Consider the following 18,388-nt stretch of genomic DNA (forward strand, 5'->3'; position numbering starts at 1 on the left):
CGGGGCTCCCCGGGAAGACGTCGCTCACGTACGGATGGTTGCCCTCCACGCCGATCGCTGACCGGTCACGCGGCGATCTTTGGCCGATCACGGTTCGCAAGCAGCCACTTTTGCATACATCGGTGACCGAACAAGATCACTGAACGACAGTCGCCACGCGTCTTGTCGGTGGCAGGTGCGAGGATGCTCTCCAGCACGGCAGCGGTGGGGACGGGGGCGCTGCGCCGCGGCGTGCGGCGTGCGCATGCACGCGGACTTGGACTTGTACGTGCCGACGTGTCCGGGCGCGGTGGGGGGAGGTACTGGGCCCCGCCGCATTGCCGGGCGGAAGGGACCGTTGACGGCGATGCAGATCCGGCTGACCGTCCTCGGGCCGCGCAGCGGCCACCCCACTCGGGCCTGCGACGTGCTCGTGACGGCCCCTGCCGGTACGGCGCTCGCGGCGGTGGCCAGCAGCCTCGCGGCGGCCGTCGCGGGCGCCGGCGCGGACGTCGGCGGTGGCGGCGCCGGCAGCGGCCCCGTCGTGCTCTACGCGGGGCAGGAGCGCCTGGACGTCCAGCGTGCCGCGCTCGGCGAGCCGCCCCTCATAGACGGCGCCGTCCTCTCCCTCCAGGGCCCGGGCCCGGCCCCGGCGCACGGGCTGCCGGCCGGTCCCGCCCGGCTGCGGGTCGTCTCGGGCCCGGACGCGGGCGGCGTTCATCTGCTGCACGGCGGCCAGATCCGCATCGGCCGCTCCACGGACGCGGACGTGCCGCTGGACGATCCCGACGTCTCCCGGATGCACTGCGCGGTCACGGTGGCGGCGGACGGCGCGGTGACCGTGGCCGACCTGCGCTCGACGAACGGCACGGCCGTCGACGGCGCCGACCTCGACGACCGCCCGGTGCCGCTGCCGCCCGGCGCGCTGCTGCGGATCGGCGAGTCGGCGCTCCGCCTGCAGCCCTCCCCCGGCGCCCCCGACCCCGTCCTCGCGGCCACCCCGGACGGCGAGGGCCAGCTCCGGGTGCACCCGGCGGGCGCCGGCGCCCCGGCGCGCGAGGACGGCGCGGGCCCGGATCGCCCCGCGCACGGCCACGACCCGGCGCCGGGCGGCACCGGTCCGTACGGCGCGGCGGGCCACGGCACGGAGCCGTCGGCGGCGGCCCCTTCCTCCAGTTCCTCCAGTTCCTCCAGTTCCTCCAGAGCAGGAGCCCACGACGCGCCCGCCGCGGGACCGTACGCCGCGGGCACCCCCGGCGCCGAGGCGTATGCCGCGGGCGCGCGGTCGGCGGAGACGTACGCCCTCGATGACCGGGCCCCGAGGCGCGCCGCGGAGAGCTCGCGCACCACGACCGGTCACCATGAGCAGCAGCACGGATCGCCGTACGCGGAGGTTCCGTACCACCCAGAAAAGCCGTACGCCCACCCCGCTCACCCCGCCGACGGCAGGGACAGCGGGGACAGCGCTCCCGCTTCCGGGCGCCGGGGCACCCCCCTCCGCGGGACCCCCGCCCCCGACCCCCGTTCGGCCGCCACCCACGGCGGCCGGCAGAGCCTGGCGCCTCCGGGGCCGCCCTCGTACGCGGAGGCGGACGACGCCGGCTCCCGCAAGCCCGGCCGCCGCGGCGGCTGGGGCGCGTGGGCGCGGCGGCTGGCCGGCGGGCGCGGCGCCGCCGAGGACGCGGCGGACGCGGAGGCCGCGCGGCAGGCGGCCGGGTACGGCCCCGGTGCGCAGGCCCCGGCCGGTGCGGCCCCCGGCGCCCTGTCCGGCGACGCCCGTACCCCGGCCGCGTACGGCCGCTGGCCGGACGCCGCCACGATCCTGCTGACCGCGCTCGGCCCCGGCCCCCGGCTGTGGGAGCGCGAGGCCGGGCATCCGGACGCGCTGGCCGTCCGGCTCGGCACCGCCGACCGCGACGGCGGTCGCAGCGCCGTGCCGGTGACCGTCGCGCTGCGCTCGGCCGGGTCGCTGGGCCTGGCCGGGCCGCGCCCCCGGCTCGCCGGGCTGGCCCGGGCCGCGGTCGCCCAGCTCGCGGCGCTGCACGCGCCGGGCACGCTGGAGATCGTGCTGCTCGCCGCCGACCGCGCGCGCGGCACGGCGCAGCGCCTGGAGGAGTGGTCCTGGCTCGGCTGGCTGCCGCATGTGCGCCCGGCGCACGCCCAGGACTGCCGGCTGCTGCTGGCGTACGACAAGGAGCAGGCGGCCGCGCGGACGGCCGAGCTGGTCCGCCGCCTGGACGACGGGCCGCTCGGCCCCGGCTGGGCGAGCGCCGACCGGTCGGCGGTGGCCACCGCGGCGGCCCGGCATCAGGGCCCGTACACCCTCGTGATCGCCGACGGCGACCCCGGCACGTCCGGGCTGCGGGAGACCGTGGCCCGGCTGGCGGCGGGCGGCCCGTCGGCAGGCATCCATGTGCTCGCGCTGGCCGAGACGCCGGCCGCCTCGCCCCTGTATCCGCTCACGGCGACGTACGAAGCGGCCCGTGCCGCGTCCCCGGCCTTCGGGGAGTGCGGGGCGGTCGCGGTGCTCAGCGGCGACGTGGCCACGGCGCTGCGCGTCGTACAGCCCGCTGCCCCACTGGCCCCGGCCGGCAGCATCGCCGTGAACGGCGTGCCGCAGAACGGCTCCGGGCCGTACGCCGCGGGGGCGAACGGCACGGTCGCGACGGTGGACGCGGTCTCCCTGCCGTGGGCCGAGCGGTTCGCGCGCGCCCTGGCGCCGCTGCGCGAGGCCGAGACGGTACGGGCCGGCCGCAGCACGCGCAGCGCCGCCGTGCCGCTGCCCGACAGCGCCCGACTGCTGGACGAGCTGGGGCTGGCCCGGGCCACGCCTGCGTCCCTGATGGCCCGCTGGGCGGCCGCGGCGGACAGCGAGGAGCCCGCGGCCGCCGCGGTCCTGGGCGCGGGCCCGCACGGCCCGGTGACCGCCGACCCGGCCGCCGACGGCTGCCACTTCCTGCTGGAGGGCGGCCCGGGCACGGGCAAGACCGAGCTGCTGCGCTCGATCGCCGCCTCGCTAGCCGCCGCCGACCGCCCGGACCTGCTCTCGCTGGTCCTGGTCGACGGCGCGGGCACGGAGCGCGGCGACGGCCTGCGGCTGTGCACGGACCTGCCGCACGTCACCGCGCATCTGGCCGCCTCCGACCCGGTACGGATGCGGGAGTTCGCGCAGGCGCTGGTCTCGGAGCTGAAGCGGCGCGCCGAGATACTGGGCGGCACGGGCTTCGCGGAGTGGCGCGCCAAGCATGTGGCGGCGCCCCGGGTGGTCGCCCCGCGCCGGTCCGTCGAGGGCCGTACGGCAGCGGCCGCGGGCGCCGCCGCCGAGGTCCCCGGCTCCGCGGCGCCCGGTATGCAGGAGTCCGGCCTGCTCGACACCCCGGCGACGAACACGCTGCGGCTGCGCCCCCGGGAACGTACGCAGGGCACGCCCGGTGCCGAGGGGGCCGAGCGTCCGGCAGCGGCGGGCGAGGGGCTGGCGGCCGTGTCGCCGATGACCCGGCTCTTCGTGATCGTCGACGACTTCGACGCGCTGGTCGCGCCGGCGCTGGGCAGTACGGGACGGCCCGCCGCCGGGTCGGTCGTGCGGGCGCTGGAGGCGGTCGCCCGGGAAGGCGCCGCGCTCGGCGTGCATCTGATCGCCTCGACCGGCCATCCGGACCGTACGGCGGCCACCGCCACCGCCGAGCGGGCCGGGCTGCGCGCGCGGCTGGGCACGGAGGGCGACCCGGGCGAGGAGCCGCTGCCCGTCGGGCGCGGGCGGCTGTACCGAGCGGCCGACGGCTCCGCCACGCCCTTCCAGGCCGGCCGGGTGACGGGCCGGATACCCCGGACGTCGACCCTGCGGCCGACGGTCGTGCCCCTGGAGTGGCACCGCATGGGCGATCCGCCGGCCCGCCGTCCGCTGCGCGAGCTGGGGAACGGCCCGACCGACCTGGCCCTGCTGGCCAGCGCGCTGCAGAAGGCCGCCCGGTCCCTGCCGTGACCCGCGTACAACGCCGTGACATACAACGAATGGGGCGCTGTACGGACAAGTTGGGTTACCCACCGCGATAACGTCCCGGTCACGACGGGGAGTTGCGGTCGAACGCGCTATTGCTCGGACCTCCCGGCGCCGGTAGGACTGTCGCACGGCCAACGGGAGGGCGACGGATGCGTCACGCAACGCTTCGTACGGCAACGGCACTTGTCGCGGTGGGTGCACTGGCACTGACCGGCTGCGGCGGCGACAGCGGCAGCAAGAACGACGAGGGCGGGGGCGGCACCGACAGCGCGCCCACCGTCCGGCTGCCGAAGCTGAACGGGCAGACGCTCCAGGTGACGGCCGTGTGGACCGGTCCTGAGCGGGAGAACTTCACCAAGGTCCTGGACGAGTTCGAGAAGCGGACCGGCGCCAAGGTCGACTTCGTGCCCAGCGGCGACGACATGGCCGGCTTCATCGGCTCCAAGGTTGCCGGCGGCGGCGCGCCGGACGTCGCGATGCTCCAGCAGGTCGGCGTGCTCCAGGAGTTCGCCAAGAAGGGCTGGCTCAAGCCGCTCGGCCCGGCCGCGGACAAGGAGCTGAGCAAGAACTTCTCCAAGGGCTGGCAGGATCTCGGCAGTTACGGCGGCAAGAGCTACGGCGTGTACTTCAAGGCCAGCAACAAGTCGCTGGTCTGGTACAACACCCAGGCGTTCGAGAACGCGGGAGTGTCCGAGCCCAAGGACTGGAAGGGCTTCCTGAAGACCGCCAGGACGCTCGCGGACTCCGGCGTGGAGCCGGTCTCGGTCGGCGGCGCGGACGGCTGGACGCTCACCGACTGGTTCGAGAACGTCTACCTCTCGCAGGCCGGCCCGGAGAAGTACGACCAGCTCGCCAAGCACGAGATCAAGTGGACCGATCCGTCGGTGAAGCAGGCGCTGACCACGCTCGGCTCGCTCTTCGGCGCCAAGGGACTGCTCGCGGGCGGCAACGGCGGGGCGCTGCAGACGGCGTTCCCACAGTCGGTGACGCAGACGTTCAAGGACGAGCCGAAGGCCGCGATGGTCTCCTCGGCCGACTTCGCCGCCGCCAACATCGGCCAGACCAAGGCGAAGATCGGTACGGACGCCAAGGTCTTCCCGTTCCCGGCGGTCGGCGAGGAGTCGCCGGTGGTGACCGGTGGCGACGTGGCGGTGGCGCTGAAGGACAACAAGGCGTCGCAGGCGCTGCTGACCTTCCTGGCCTCCCCGGACGCCGCCCGGATCTGGGCGGGGCAGGGCGGCTTCGTCTCCGCGAACAAGAAGCTGGACCCGGCCGTCTACCCGAACGCCGTGTTCCGGGAGATCGGCAAGGCGCTGGTCGCGGCCGGTGACGACTTCCGCTTCGACATGTCCGACCAGGCCCCGGCGTCCTTCGGCGGCAAGCCGGGGCAGGGCGAGTGGAAGGCCCTGCAGGACTTCCTGAAGAACCCGAAGGACGTCGCGGGGACCCAGGCGCAGCTGGAGAAGGACGCCGCCAAGTCGTTCGGGAACTGACGCCATGACTTCCGGAGGGACCGCGGCCGCCGCGCAGGCGTCCCGCAAGGGCGCGAAGAAGCCCGGCAAGAGCGTGATGGGGACACGCCCGTGGATCGCGGGCGCGTTCCTCCTCCCGGCGCTGCTGCTGCTCGGCGCGCTGGTGGTCTATCCGATCGGGTACTCGGTCTGGCGCAGCCTCTTCGACGCGCCGGGCAGCGGCTTCGTGGGGCTGGACAACTACGCCGAGCTGTTCTCCGACGACCGCATCCGCACGGCGCTGAAGAACAACATCATCTGGGTGGTGGTCGCGCCGACCGTGGCCACCGCGCTCGGCCTGATCTTCGCCGTGCTGACCGAGCGAGTGCGCTGGGGCACGGCCTTCAAGCTGGTCGTCTTCATGCCGATGGCGATCTCCATGCTGGCCGCCGGCATCATCTTCCGGCTGGTGTACGAGCAGGACCCGGAGCGCGGGGTCGCCAACGCAGTGTGGGTGAGCGTGCACGACACCTTCGCCGAGCCCGCGCCGTATCCGGGGGCCAATCCACGGCCGAACTCCGACCTCAAGGCCACCGGCGGCGGTGCGTTCACCACGAAGGCGGCGGCGAAGACCGGTACCGCGGTGAGCCTGCCACTGGTGGCCGTACAGCCGGGCGACCTCAAGGGCGCGCAGCGGGCCGTGGCGGCGGAGCCGCGCCCCGGACAGATCACCGGCACCGCGTGGCTGGACTTCACACGCGGGGGCGGCGGCACCCCGAACAGGATCGACAAGCAGGAGAAGGCCCTCGCGGGCCTGAAGATCGAGGCGGTGAAGGACGGCAAGGTCGTCGCCACCGCGACCACCGACGCGGACGGGACGTACGCGCTGCCCGCCCACGCCGAGGGGGCGCACCTGCGGCTCCCCGCGTCGAACTTCGCCGAGGCGTACAACGGCGTCGACTGGCTCGGCCCGGCGCTGGTCACGCCCGCGATCATCGGCAGTTACGTGTGGATGTGGGCGGGCTTCGCGATGGTGCTGATCGCGGCGGGGCTGGCGAGCGTGCCGCGGGAGCTGCTGGAGGCGGCCCGGGTGGACGGTGCGAACGAGTGGCAGGTCTTCCGCCGGGTGACGGTGCCGCTGCTGGCGCCGGTCCTGGTGGTCGTCCTCGTGACGCTGATGATCAACGTGCTGAAGATCTTCGACCTCGTGTACATCATCGCGCCGGGCGCCAGCCAGGACGAGGCGAACGTGCTCGCCCTCCAGCTGTACCAGTCGTCCTTCGGCACGGACGTGAACCAGGGCATCGGCTCCGCGATCGCGGTGTTCCTGCTGCTGCTCGTCCTGCCGGTGATGATCGTCAATCTCCGGCGCCTGCGGAAGGAGCGGCAGCGATGACGGCGGTGGCCGACGGGGCGGTACGCGCCCGGCAGTCCCTGGCCGCGCGGATCGCGGCCCGTACCGGCGGCGGCGCGCTGCGGGTCTTCCTGATCCTGGTCGGGCTGTTCTGGCTGATGCCGACGGTCGGGCTGCTGATCTCCTCGCTGCGCGACCCGGCGGACGTCGCGGAGAGCGGCTGGTGGGAGGTGTTCGTCAAGCCGGCGCAGCTGACCTGGTCCGGGTACGGCAATCTGCTGGGCAACGCCAAGATCATGGACTCGCTGTGGACCACCGCGCTGATCACGGTGCCGGCGACGGTGCTGGTGGTGGTCATCGGGTCGCTGGCGGGCTATGCGTTCGCCTGGATGGACTTCCCCGGGCGGGACACCTGGTTCATGGTCGTGGTGGGGCTGCTGGTCGTCCCGGTACAGGTCGCGCTGATCCCGGTCGCGAAGCTCTTCGGCGCGGTCGGGCTCTTCGAGACGACGGCCGGCGTGGTGCTCTTCCATACGGCGTTCGGCCTGCCCTTCGCCGTCTTCCTCCTCCGGAACTTCTTCGCCGAGATCCCGCGCGAGCTGCTGGAGGCCGCCCGGCTGGACGGGGCGAGCGAACTGCGGCTGTTCACCCGGGTGGTCATGCCGCTGGGCGGCCCGGCCATCGCCTCGCTGGGCATCTTCCAGTTCCTGTGGGTGTGGAACGACATGCTGATCGCGCTGATCTTCGCGGACAGCGGCAACCCGCCGATCACCGTGGCGCTCCAGCAGGAGGTGCGCCAGTTCGGCAACAACATCGACGTACTGGCGCCCGGCGCCTTCGTCTCGATGATCATCCCCCTGGTGGTCTTCTTCGCCTTCCAGCGGCAGTTCGTGTCCGGCGTGATGGCGGGCGCGGTGAAGTGATGGCGGGCGCGGTGAAGTAGAGCCGGCGGCGGCTCACTCGAACGGGTGCGAGTCCTCTGCCACCCGGGCGTAACCGGCCGCCGCGCCGCATGACGGCGCGGCGGGGCCGGGAACGATCGCTGACCGACAGCGCAGCCGGCCGCCGACTCATGGAAGTGCCCTTGCCACGGTTCAGCGTCATCGTTCCCGCTTATCAGGTCCAGGCGTATCTGCCGGAATGCCTGGAGTCCGTCCTGGCCCAGGACTGGCCGGACTTCGAGCTGATCGCGGTCGACGACGGGTCACCGGACGGCTGCGGCGCGCTCATCGCCGACGCGGCCCGCCGCGACCACCGGGTACGGCCCGTGCACCTGCCGGCCAACACCGGCCTCGGCCCCGCCCGCAACGCCGGCCTCGCCCACGCGAGCGGCGACTACCTGCTCTTCCTGGACGGCGACGACACCCTCACGCCCGGCGCCCTGCGGGCCGTCGCCGACCGGCTGGCCGCGACCGGCGACCCGGACGTGCTGGTCTACGACTACGCCCGCACCACCTGGTCCGGCACCGCGGCCCGCAACCAGTACGCCCAGCTGCTCGCCGAGGACGGCCCGGACGTCTTCCGCCTCGCCGACCGGCCCGCCCTGCTGCGGCTGCTGATGGTCGTGTGGAACAAGGCATACCGCAGGGACTTCGTGCAGCGGCAGGGGCTCGCCTTCCCGCCGGGCTACTACGAGGACACGCCCTGGACGTTCCCGGCGCTGGCGACCGCCGAGTCGATCGCGGTACTGGACCGGGTCTGCGTGCACTACCGGCAGCGCCGCCGGGGCAACATCCTCGGCACCACGGGACGCGGCCACTTCGACATCTTCGACCAGTACGACCGGGTGTTCGCCTTCCTCGACTCCCGCCCGGAGCTGGCCCGTTGGCGACCGCTGATGGTCCGCCGGATGACCGACCACCTCACGGCCGTCTACACGGCGCGGGGGCGGCTGCCGCGCGACAGCCGCGCCGAGTTCTTCCGGCGGGCCGCCGCGCACTGCCGCCGGTACCGCTGCGCCGCCCCCGCCCCCGCCGCTGTCGACGGCGCTGTGGACAGCGCCCCGCCGCGGCTCGCCGTCCGGGTCCGGCACGGCCTGGTACGGCTCGGCTGGCACCGCCCGTTCCGGCTGCTGGCGGGCGCGCAGCGGCTGCGCCGGGCCGCCGCGCGCCACGCCCGGTGGCTGCTGCGGCGGACGCGGCGCGCCGCGCTCGGCCTCCACTACCGGCTCCAGCGGCGGCTGCCGGTACGCCCCGACCACGCGGTCTTCACCGCGCACTGGCACCGGGGCTACGCCGGCGATCCCGCCGCCATCGAGGCCAAGCTGCGCGAGCTGTGCCCGGGGATGCGGACGGCGTGGGTGGCGGCGCCCGGGTACGAGGACACCGTGCCCGGGGGCGTGCGGTGGCTGCGGCCCGGCACCGCCGCGTACTGGACCGCGCTGGCCCGCTCGAAGTACCTGGTCAACAACGTGCACTTCGACGGGCGGCTGGCCAAGCGGCCGGGCCAGGTGCTGCTCCAGACGCACCGCGGCACCCCGCTCAAGCACATGGGCCTGGACCTCCAGGAGCGCCCGGCCGCGGCCCGCGACACCGACTTCGCGCGGCTGCTGCGCGGCGTGGACAGCTGGGACTACAGCCTCTCCGCCAACCGTCACGCCACCCTGACCTGGGAGCGGGTCTACCCCGCCGACTACACGACCCTGGAGTACGGGCAGCCGCGCACCGACCGGTTCCTGCGCGCCACCGCCCAGGACGTACTGCGCATCCGTACCGAGCTGGGCATTCCGCCGTCCGCCACCGCGATCCTGTACGCGCCGACCCACCGCGACTACCGGCGCTCCCGGCGTCCCGCGCTGGACCCGCACCGGCTGCTGCGGGAGCTCGGCCCCGGCTTCGTGGTGCTGGTGCGGCCGCACTTCTCCTCGCTGGAGGGCCCTGCGTACGCCGCGGACGTGCCGTGGGGGCCGTCCGGGGACGGGGTGATCGACGTGAGCGGCCACCCGTGCGTGGAGGACCTCTGCCTGGCCTCGGACGCGCTGGTCACCGACTACTCCTCGCTCATGTTCGACTACGTGAACCTCGACCGGCCGGTGGTGGTCCTCACCGACGACTGGGAGGCGTACCGGGCGGCCCGCGGCACCTATTTCGATCTGCTCCGGCACCCGCCGGGCCCGGTGGCGCGCAGCGAGGAGGAGCTCATCGACATCTTCGCGAGTCCCGCATGGCACGGTCCCCGTTCGGCCGCTCTGCGGGCCACTTTCCGTTCACTTTTCTGCCCCTACGATGACGGCCACGCCGCGGAACGCGTGGTACGCCGTGTGTTCCTCGGCGACGAGGGGTCGCCGCCCGATGCCGTACCCCTCCATGAGCGCCGCCCCGCGCCCTCGCCCGAGCGGGCCCGCCGTCTCGCGGTGCCGCAGCCGGTGCCCGGGCCCACAACAGCACACGCGTCGCATGTCGCCATCGATTCCCCCGACCGTCTGGAGACGGACCGCACATGACTGCCCTCACCGCAGACCACAGTGCCGAGCAGCTCCCGCGACCCACCCGCCTGTCCGAGGTCAAGGGCTGGTTCTTCACCGCCGACCAGCTCATGTTCGACTGGTTCCTGGCCCGCCAGGAACGCCTCAAGGAACCGGGCGACCTGCTGGAGCTCGGCGCGTACATGGGGAAGAGCGCCATCTTCATGGGCGCCCGGCTGCGTGCCGGTGACCGCTTCACGGTCTGTGACCTCTTCGACTCCCCCGCCGAGGACGCCTCCAACTCCAAGGAGATGGCGAAGTCCTACGCCACGCTCACCCGCCGCGCCTTCGAGGCCAACTACCTCGCCTTCCACGACGAGCTGCCGCACCTCGTGCAGGGCCTGTCCTCCGTGATCCGCGCGCACGTCGAGGACGACAGCTGCCGCTTCGCGCACATCGACGCCTCACACCTGTACGAGCATGTACACGGCGACATCCTGGCCGTACGGGAGCTGCTGCGCCCGCACGGCGTGGTCGTACTGGACGACTACCGCGCCGAGCACTGCCCCGGCGTGGCCGCGGCCACCTGGCAGGCGGTGACCAGCGGCGGGCTGAAGCCGCTGTGCATCACCGGCACGAAGTTCTATGGCACCTGGGGTGACGCGGAGCCGGTGCGCGGCGAGCTGCTGGAGTGGCTGCGCTCGCGCGAGGACCTGTGGCACGAGGTGCAGTCGGTTGCGGGGCAACCGTTGATCCGACTGTCGGCGAAGGGGGCCAAGGAGCCGGTGCACCCGGTGTCGCGGCATCGGGTGCGGCCTGGGGTGGCGCGGGGTGGGGTTCCGCATGCCGCGGGGCGCGGCGGGCGGCAGGGGCGGAGCGCGCTTCGGCGGGTTGCGGTCAACGTGCTGCCGCCTGTTGTTACCAAGGCGATCGTCGCGGCCCGTAACCGGGGACGCTAGGCGCCGTAGGGACTGGGCTCGTCGCCCGGCTGCCGCGCCGTGTCGGTTGCTCGCGCAGTTCCCCGCGCCCCTTGCGGGGCGCGGGACCTCACGCCCCCGTCGAGCTCTGCCTCCGGCGGGGCCGGGGCGACGGTGCGTTCGGCCATGGGTACCACCGGTAGGAGTGTCTCCTCGCCGAGGAAGACCCGGCGGACTACCCGTTCCGCGGCCAGGCCGTCGTCGTATGGGCAGAAGCGGTCCCGGAAGGCGGTCCGCAGCTCCGTGGAGCGGTCGTCCGACCAGCGGCCCGAGCGGAAGACCTCGGCGATGGCCTGCTCGTCGGCGGCGATGTGGCCCGGGGTGTCGCCGGGCTCGCCGGAGAGCAGGTCGAAGTAGACGCCGCGGGCGTGCCGGTATGCCTCCCAGTCCGAGGAGTGCACGACGACCGGCCGGTCGAGGGCCGCGTAGTCGAACATCAGCGACGAGAAGTCGCAGAGCAGCGCGTCGGAGGCCAGGGCCAGGTCCTCCACGGACGGGTGCCGGGAGACGTCCAGGATGCGGCCCGCCTCCTCCAGCGCGGCGAGCCGCGAGTCCGCGCCGTAGAAGTAGTGGGTGCGGACCAGGAGTTGGTGGCCCTCGCCGAGGGCTTCGGCGAGGCGCTCCAGGTCCAGCGGCGGGTTGAAGCCGCGCTCGTAGTCGCGGTGGGTGGGCGCGTAGAGGATCGCGGTGGTGCCGGGCGCGATGCCCAGCCCGGTGCGGATCCTGCGCACGTCCTCCGCGGTGGCGGTGAAGTACCGGTCGTTGCGCGGGTAGCCGGTGGGCAGCGTCTCGTAGTCGCTGGGGTAGACGCGCTGCCACACCTCGGTGGAGTGCGGGTTCGAGGACAGGCAGTAGTCCCACTGGTCGGCGTGGTCGAGCATCCGCATGAAGCTGACGCCCTGGGCGGCGGCCGGGTGCCGGCGCAGGTCCATGCCCATCTTCTTCAGCGGGGTGCCGTGGTGGGTCTGGACGTAGACCTGCTCGGGGCGCTTGTGGACGGTGCCGGGGAAGTTGGCGTTGTTGACGAGGTACTTGGCGCGGGCCATGACCTCCCAGTACCGGCGCGAGTTCACCAGTACGGTCTCGATGCCCGGCGGCACGTCCTCGCGGTGCCGCCGGTCCACCAGCCACACGCCGCGCAGGTGCGGCGCCAGCTCGCGGGCCTTCGCGTGGATCGCGGCGGGACTGCAGAGCACGCCGCGGTTCCAGTAGGCGGCGTAGACGACGAGGTTCTCGTCGACCGGGCGGCGCAGCTGGAGGCCGTAGTAGCGGCGGTAGACGCTGCGCGCGGTGCGGTGCCGGCGGGCGCGCAGTGTCTTGGCGGTGCGGTGCCGCAGCGTCCCGGCGCGCTTCAGGGAGCGGTAGACGGCGTAGGAGTTCAGATGCGCGGGCAGCTCGGCGCCGGCCGGGCGGTGCCGGCGCAGCAGGCGGGCCAGCTCCCGGTGGAAGTCGGGCCGGTCCCCGGCGCGTACCCGGCCGTCGTCCTCCATGATCCGCAGCAGCCGGCCGGTGGCGTGCGCGAACAGGACGCCGCGGGCCGCCTCGGTGCCGCCGCCCAGCCCGGTCCCGGTCAGCGCGCGGAACAGCGCGTCGTACCGGCCGATGACCGCGAAGTGGTGCCGTCCGGGGACGGTGGAGGCGCTGCCCCGGCGGCGCTTGCGCCAGGTCACGCACACCTGGTCCAGGCAGGCGATGCGGGCGGCTGCCAGCAGTACTCCGAAGACCACGGGCACGTCGTCGTACGGGCCGTCGGCGAACGCGAAGCGGTGCGCCTCCCACAGGTCGCGGCGGACCGCGCGGTTCCACGGCGCGGGCAGCACGGAGAGGCACTCGGGCACGTCCTCGGCGGTGAAGACCGTGTCGGCGTGGGCTTCCAGGAACTCCCGGTCGGTGCTGGGGTGCCGCTTCTCCCAGACGTCGATCCGGTCGTGGTCGAAGAGCAGCACATCGGGCTCGCCCGCCGCCCGCAGCCGCGCGTCGATGGCGGCCAGCGCGCCGGGCGCGAGGAAGTCGTCGCCGTCGAGGAAGAGGAGGTACTCGCCGGTGGCGCGGCGGACGCCGGCGTTGCGGGCCGGGCCCACCCCGCCCGGGCTCTCCAGGTGCAGTGCGACGACCCGGTGGTCGGCCGCCGCGTACGCGTCGATGATCGCCCCGTCGCCGCCGTCCGAGCAGTCGTCGACGGCGATCAGCTCCACCCCTTCGAAGGACTGCGTGAGCACGGAGTCCAGGCAGTGGCGCAGGAAACCCTGCACGCCGCGGGCGGGGACGATGACGCTGAAGCGGGGCATGGCCATCCAGGGGTCGGTACGCACGGTGCAGCAGCAGCGTAGGCGGACGCTCACGCTCCGTCCGGTTCTTCCGTGGGGGCCGGTCACTCGAACAGCGCAGCAAATGTGACGGGTGAGTCCGCACGGGGTTGGACTGGTGTCCCGTGCGTCCCCTGGAAAAGGTCTGGTCTGCTCCATGGATCCCCGGCTCACCGTCGTCATCCCGATCTACAACGTGGAGGAGTACCTCCCCGAGTGCCTCGCGTCCGTGGCCGCCCAGACCCTGCGGGAGCTGGACGTGGTGATGGTCGACGACGGCTCCACCGACTCCGGGCCACAACTGGCCCGGGAGTTCGCCGCGCGCGACCCGCGCTTCCGGCTGGTGACGCAGGAGAACGGGGGGCTGGGGCACGCCCGCAACACCGGTGCCCGGCACGCCGATCCGCGCACCGGCTACCTCACCTTCATGGACAGCGACGACGTGCTGCCGCCGCGCGCGTACGAGGGCCTGGTCGCCCTGCTGGACAAGTCCGGCTCGGACTTCGCGACCGGCAACGTCTACCGGCTGACCACCGAGGGCCGCAGCCAGGCGTGGCAGCACAAGACCATGACGCGCACGGTCCTGGGCACCCACATCAGCCGGGACCTGACCCTGCTGGCCGACCGGGTCGCCTGGAACAAGGTCTTCCGCCGCTCCTTCTGGGACCGCCACCGGCTGGCCTTCCCCGAGGGCGTGCTCTACGAGGACACCCCGCTCACCATCCCCGCGCACTTCCTCGCCGAGGCCGTCGACGTCCTGCACGAGCACGTCTACTACTGGCGCATCCGCGAGGGCTCGATCACCCGCCGCCGCACCGACGTGAAGGGCGTACGGGACCGGCTCGCCGCCGTCGACGGCGTCAGCCGCTTCCTCGCCGACCCGGACCGCACCCGCTGGACCCGGCACAAGCGCGACTACGACCGCTCCGTCCTCCTCGACGACCTGCAGTACTTCATCGACGCGCTGCCCATGGCGGGCGAGGAGTACCACCGGGTCTTCATGACCGGCGCCCGGGACTTCCTCAGCCGCATCGACCCCACGCTCTACGCCGAACTCCCCGTCGAGCAGCGCATCAAGTGGACGCTGATCCGGGAGGGCCGCCTCGACGACCTGCTGCGGCTGCTGGAGTACCAGCAGCGGAACAACTCCGGCTTCCACGTGGCGGGCCCGCCGCTGCGCAAGCGCGCGGTGCTCGCCGTCGGCGGCGGCCGGCCGATCCCGCTGCCGCCCGAGGTCACCCGGCTCACCGCCCAGGACCTGCCGGTACGGGCGCGGCTGCGGGAGGCGGTGTGGCGCGACGGCAAGCTGGTGCTGCGCGGCTACGCCTACATCCGCAACATCGCGGCACCCGGCCGGCTGCGCTGCCTGAAGGCGGCGGTGCTGATGTCGGGCAGGCGGCGGATCGTGCTGCCGGTACGGTCCGTGCCCGCGCCGGACGCCACCCACAACTCCCGCCAGGAACAGCACTGTTACGACTGGTCCGGCTTCGAGATCACGGTCGATCCCCAGCGGCTGGCCAAGGGCGGCCGGTTCCGGCCCGGCCAGTGGAAGGCGGGCATCGTGGTCGCCGGGGCCGGCGTGGTGCGGCCCGCCGCGCTGCGCGCCCTGGACACCGGCTCCGGCGCGCACCCGCTGCCGCACGAAGTGGCCGACGGGATGCGGGTGGTGCCCTGGTACAAGGACGGGCGGCTGCATCTGTCGGTGGAGCGGACCGTGCGGCGGCTGGCCGGGCAGCGCACGGTGGGCGATGACGCGGCCGAGCTGACCGTGGACGACGCCTCGGCCAACGCGCCGGTCGCGCTGCGGCTGACCCGCCGCGGCACGGACGCATGCCTCGAACGGCCGCTCACGGAGGCGGACATCGCCGCCGAGGGCACCGGCCACCGCCTCACGCTGCGCATCGACCCGGCCGAGCTGGCCGAGCCGGCCACGGGCGAGACCGCCCCGGGTGCCGGGCAGGAGGCCGCCGCCACCTGGGACCCCGTACTGGTCTACGCGGACGGCCGGACGGCCCGGATCGCGGCCGACCCCACTGCCCCGGCCTGGCGGGGGGTCGACAGCGGCGGCCGGGAGCTGGTGGTCACCGCCACCGCGGCCGGCAACCTCGTCCTGCACCTCCGCGCCCCCGAGCCGTTCGCCGACCATCTGGCGTGGCGGCCCGACGGGTCGCTGGAGGTGGCCGGGCGGCTGCCGGGCGCGGCCGGGGAGGCGCCGCTCGCGGCCGTGCTGCGGCACAGCCGGTACGCCGCCGAGGCGGTCTTCCCCGCCACCCGGGACGGCGAGCGGTTCACGGCCGTACTGCAGCCCGCCGCGGTCCCCTCCTGCGGCGGGCAGCGGCCGCTGCGCGAGGGCCGCTGGTACCTCTTCCTGCGCGCGGCGGACAGCGCCGGTACGGTCGGGCCGGGCGCCGAGTACGACGCGGGCGCGGCGGACGACGCGGCCGCCGGAGCGGTCGCCCCGCACACCGGCCACCGGCACGACGCCGGTGACCTGCCCGTACGGTTGTGCCCCACGCTCTTCGCCGGGCTGCCCGCGGCCAGTCCCGCGGCGCCCCGGCCGCTCACCGTGGACCGCCGCTTCCACGACCGGCTCTTCGTCGAGGCGGGCCCCGCGGTGCCGGACACGGACCGCGGCCCGTACCGGCAGCGGCTGCTGCGCGAGGAGCACTACCCGCGGCGCCGCTCCCGCCCGCTGCGCGAGACGGTCCTCTTCAGCAGCTTCGACGGGCGCTGCGGCGGCGACTCGCCGCGCGCCGTGCAGCGGGAGCTGGCGCGCCGCGATCCGGCCGCCGAGCACCTGTGGGTGGTCCGCGACGCCCACGCGCACGTCCCCGAGGGCACCCGCCCAGTGCTGCTGGGCAGTACCGAGTGGCACGAGGCGCTGGCCCGCAGCCGCCGCATCGTCACCAACACCCACCTCCCGGAGTGGTTCGTCCGCCGCCCGGGCCAGCGGGTCCTGCAGACCTGGCACGGCACCCCGGTCAAGCGCATCGGCACCGACCTGGCCGGCACGCTCTGCGCCGACCTGGTCCACCTGTGGCCGCAGCCGCGCCGCGGCCACCAGTGGAGCGTGCTGCTCTCCCCCAACGCGCACAGCACGTCCCTGCTGGGCCGGACCCTGGGGTACGAAGGAGAGATCCACGAGACCGGTCTGCCGCGCACCGATGTCCTGGTCGCCGACGTCGCCGCCGATCTCGACAAGCCGGCCCGGCGGGTACGCGAGCGCCTCGGCATCCCCGCGGACAAGAAGGTGGTGCTGTACGCGCCGACGCAGCGGGACGACAAGGCGTACGACGCGGACCACTACCGGCTGCATCTGCCGCTGGACGTGGCGCACGCCAGGGCGGCGCTCGGCGACGACCACGTCCTGCTGCTGCGCAGCCATCCGCTGGTGGCCGACCGGGTGCCGGGCGGGGCCGACGGCTTCGTGCGGGACGTGACCGACTTCCCGGACGCGATGGAGCTGCTGCTGGCCGCCGACGTGCTGGTGACGGACTACTCCTCGCTGGCGGTGGACTTCGCCAACACCGGGCGCCCGATGCTGTTCCTGACGCCGGATCTGGAGCACTTCCGGGACACCGTGCGCGGCTTCACCTTCGACTTCGAGGCGGAGGTGCCGGGGCCGCTGCTGAGGGACACCGGGGAGCTGGTGGACGCGCTGCGCGACCTGGACGGGGTCGCGCGGCGCAGCGCGGACGCGTACGCGCGCTTCCGCGCGGCGTACTGCGCGCGGGACGACGGGCGGGCCACGGCCCGGGCCGCCGACCTGCTGGCCTGAGGCCGCGGCCCGGGTTCAGCAGCGGGGATCAGCGGCTCCGCAGCCGCCGGAGGCCCTTGGTGACGACGGGCGGCAGCAGCAGGAGGGCTGCCCGCCGGGCGCGGGCCTTCGGGCGGCGGGCGGCGGCCCGGCGCTGCGCCGCCTCGGCCGCCGCCCCGGCCTCGCCCGCGGCGGCCGCGGCCCGCGCGTCGCTCTCCTCTCGCCGCCGCCGGATCTCCTCTGCCGCACGTTCTTCGGCCCGCAGCGCCTCGTAGTACCGGGACCGCGGCGGCTCGGGCATGGCCGGTCCGCGCTCGCCGACCAGCCGCAGCACCCGGTGCCCGGCGATGGTCTGGAGGTCGGCGTGGCAGTCGGCGCGGCCCACGATCTCCAGGATCAGCGCCTCCTGCCAGGGCGCCGGGTCGCCCCAGGTGCCGTAGAACTTGCAGCGGCTCAGGCAGATGGGCCGCAGCCCCTCGGTGAACAGCGCTTCCCAGGTGGCGGCCGAGACGCCCGGCGTGTGCTCGGAGCGGTAGTCGTCCAGTACCACCACTCCTTCGGGTGACAGCACGCGGCGCGCGGCCGTGATGTCACCGCGTACGTGGTCGTACAGGTGCGAGGCGTCGACGTGCACGAAGCGGCAGCTGCCCGGGGCGACCTTCTCGGGGACGAGCGAAGTGGGGCCCTGGATGATCGTGGGCAGCTCGTCGTGGAAGGCGAGGTAATTCGCCTCGAAGGCGCGGCGGCTGAGCGTCGCGTACGAGCGCTGCATTTCCTCGTCGTTGGCCGCGTCCCCGGCCGGGGAATCGAAGAGGTCGCAGACCGTGAATTCCTCCCCCGAGTCGAGGTAACGGCCCAGGAAAGCGGCGCTCTTCCCCAGGTACGCGCCCATTTCCAGCAGGTCGCCGCGCACGCCGGAACGGGCCTGATGGGTCAGCAGCCAGTCGAAGAGCACCTGGTCCTGGTCGAAGAACCAGCCCTTGACGTCCGCGAGCGTGCCGGGGCGCGGCAGCCCCGTTCCGGCGGGCGCGGCGACGGTCTCGGTGTGCAGTGGGGTCATGTCCGGCCTCTCGACGGAAATCGCGGCGGCAGACATTAACCGCCGGGTGGCCGGAATTCCGGAATGCGGCGGGTGGTCGGCGCGTAAGAAGTACTCCTGTT

At 74.1% G+C, this 18,388-nt stretch carries 9 protein-coding genes; 7 read left to right on the top strand and 2 right to left on the bottom strand.

From position 1 onward, the window contains the following. Window positions 1-346 precede the first annotated feature (346 nt). From IF04_RS0103120 to IF04_RS0103145, 6 genes are all read left to right on the top strand, one after another. Window positions 347-3,961 carry an FHA domain-containing protein gene (locus IF04_RS0103120; protein WP_030250400.1) on the top strand — a complete coding sequence of 1,205 codons (3,615 nt, stop codon included), beginning with the start codon at window positions 347-349 and terminating at the stop codon, window positions 3,959-3,961. Window positions 3,962-4,128: 167 nt separating this feature from the next. After that, window positions 4,129-5,472, top strand: coding sequence for an ABC transporter substrate-binding protein (locus tag IF04_RS0103125; protein ID WP_030250401.1), 1,344 nt, complete (start codon window positions 4,129-4,131; stop codon window positions 5,470-5,472). Between the two features lie 4 nt (window positions 5,473-5,476). Further along, window positions 5,477-6,826: a carbohydrate ABC transporter permease gene (locus IF04_RS0103130; protein WP_078599739.1), complete on the top strand. Its 1,350-nt coding sequence runs from the start codon at window positions 5,477-5,479 to the stop codon at window positions 6,824-6,826. Further along, the gene (locus IF04_RS0103135) at window positions 6,823-7,707 is read left to right on the top strand and encodes a carbohydrate ABC transporter permease (protein WP_030250405.1); all 885 of its coding nucleotides are present in this window, start codon (window positions 6,823-6,825) and stop codon (window positions 7,705-7,707) included. Before IF04_RS0103130 ends, IF04_RS0103135 begins: the two co-directional genes overlap by 4 nt. Window positions 7,708-7,868: 161 nt before the next feature. Next, window positions 7,869-10,226, top strand: coding sequence for a bifunctional glycosyltransferase/CDP-glycerol:glycerophosphate glycerophosphotransferase (locus tag IF04_RS0103140; protein WP_051830606.1), 2,358 nt, complete (start codon window positions 7,869-7,871; stop codon window positions 10,224-10,226). Further along, entirely contained in the window at window positions 10,223-11,146 is a 924-nt protein-coding gene (locus tag IF04_RS0103145) for a class I SAM-dependent methyltransferase (protein ID WP_030250408.1), read from the top strand. Before IF04_RS0103140 ends, IF04_RS0103145 begins: the two co-directional genes overlap by 4 nt. Here the strand turns inward: IF04_RS0103145 and IF04_RS0103150 are convergent. Next, entirely contained in the window at window positions 11,143-13,458 is a 2,316-nt protein-coding gene (locus IF04_RS0103150; RefSeq protein ID WP_342668107.1) for a bifunctional glycosyltransferase/CDP-glycerol:glycerophosphate glycerophosphotransferase, read from the bottom strand. The two genes, IF04_RS0103145 and IF04_RS0103150, sit on opposite strands and share 4 nt — an antisense overlap. Before the next feature lie 169 nt (window positions 13,459-13,627). Here IF04_RS0103150 and IF04_RS0103155 point away from each other — a divergent pair, with 169 nt between their 5' ends. Then, on the top strand, window positions 13,628-17,248 hold the full coding sequence (locus IF04_RS0103155) for a bifunctional glycosyltransferase/CDP-glycerol:glycerophosphate glycerophosphotransferase (RefSeq protein ID WP_030250411.1): 3,621 nt from the start codon (window positions 13,628-13,630) through the stop codon (window positions 17,246-17,248). Window positions 17,249-17,276: 28 nt separating this feature from the next. Here the strand turns inward: IF04_RS0103155 and IF04_RS0103160 are convergent, their stop codons facing one another. After that, window positions 17,277-18,287: a class I SAM-dependent methyltransferase gene (locus tag IF04_RS0103160; RefSeq protein WP_037958179.1), complete on the bottom strand. Its 1,011-nt coding sequence runs from the start codon at window positions 18,285-18,287 to the stop codon at window positions 17,277-17,279. Window positions 18,288-18,388 lie beyond the last annotated feature (101 nt).

The organism is Streptomyces violens, assembly GCF_000717745.1.
Classification (GTDB): Bacteria; Actinomycetota; Actinomycetes; order Streptomycetales; family Streptomycetaceae; genus Streptomyces; species Streptomyces violens.

Bases quoted from the DNA above. Each gene is read 5' to 3' on its own strand.
- IF04_RS0103120 (WP_030250400.1), top strand. From the start codon at position 347: ATGCAGATCCGGCTGACCGTCCTCGGGCCGCGCAGCGGCCACCCCACT.
- IF04_RS0103125 (WP_030250401.1), top strand. From the start codon at position 4,129: ATGCGTCACGCAACGCTTCGTACGGCAACGGCACTTGTCGCGGTGGGT.
- IF04_RS0103130 (WP_078599739.1), top strand. From the start codon at position 5,477: ATGACTTCCGGAGGGACCGCGGCCGCCGCGCAGGCGTCCCGCAAGGGC.
- IF04_RS0103135 (WP_030250405.1), top strand. From the start codon at position 6,823: ATGACGGCGGTGGCCGACGGGGCGGTACGCGCCCGGCAGTCCCTGGCC.
- IF04_RS0103145 (WP_030250408.1), top strand. From the start codon at position 10,223: ATGACTGCCCTCACCGCAGACCACAGTGCCGAGCAGCTCCCGCGACCC.
- IF04_RS0103150 (WP_342668107.1), bottom strand. From the start codon at position 13,458: ATGGCCATGCCCCGCTTCAGCGTCATCGTCCCCGCCCGCGGCGTGCAG.
- IF04_RS0103155 (WP_030250411.1), top strand. From the start codon at position 13,628: ATGGATCCCCGGCTCACCGTCGTCATCCCGATCTACAACGTGGAGGAG.
- IF04_RS0103160 (WP_037958179.1), bottom strand. From the start codon at position 18,287: ATGACCCCACTGCACACCGAGACCGTCGCCGCGCCCGCCGGAACGGGG.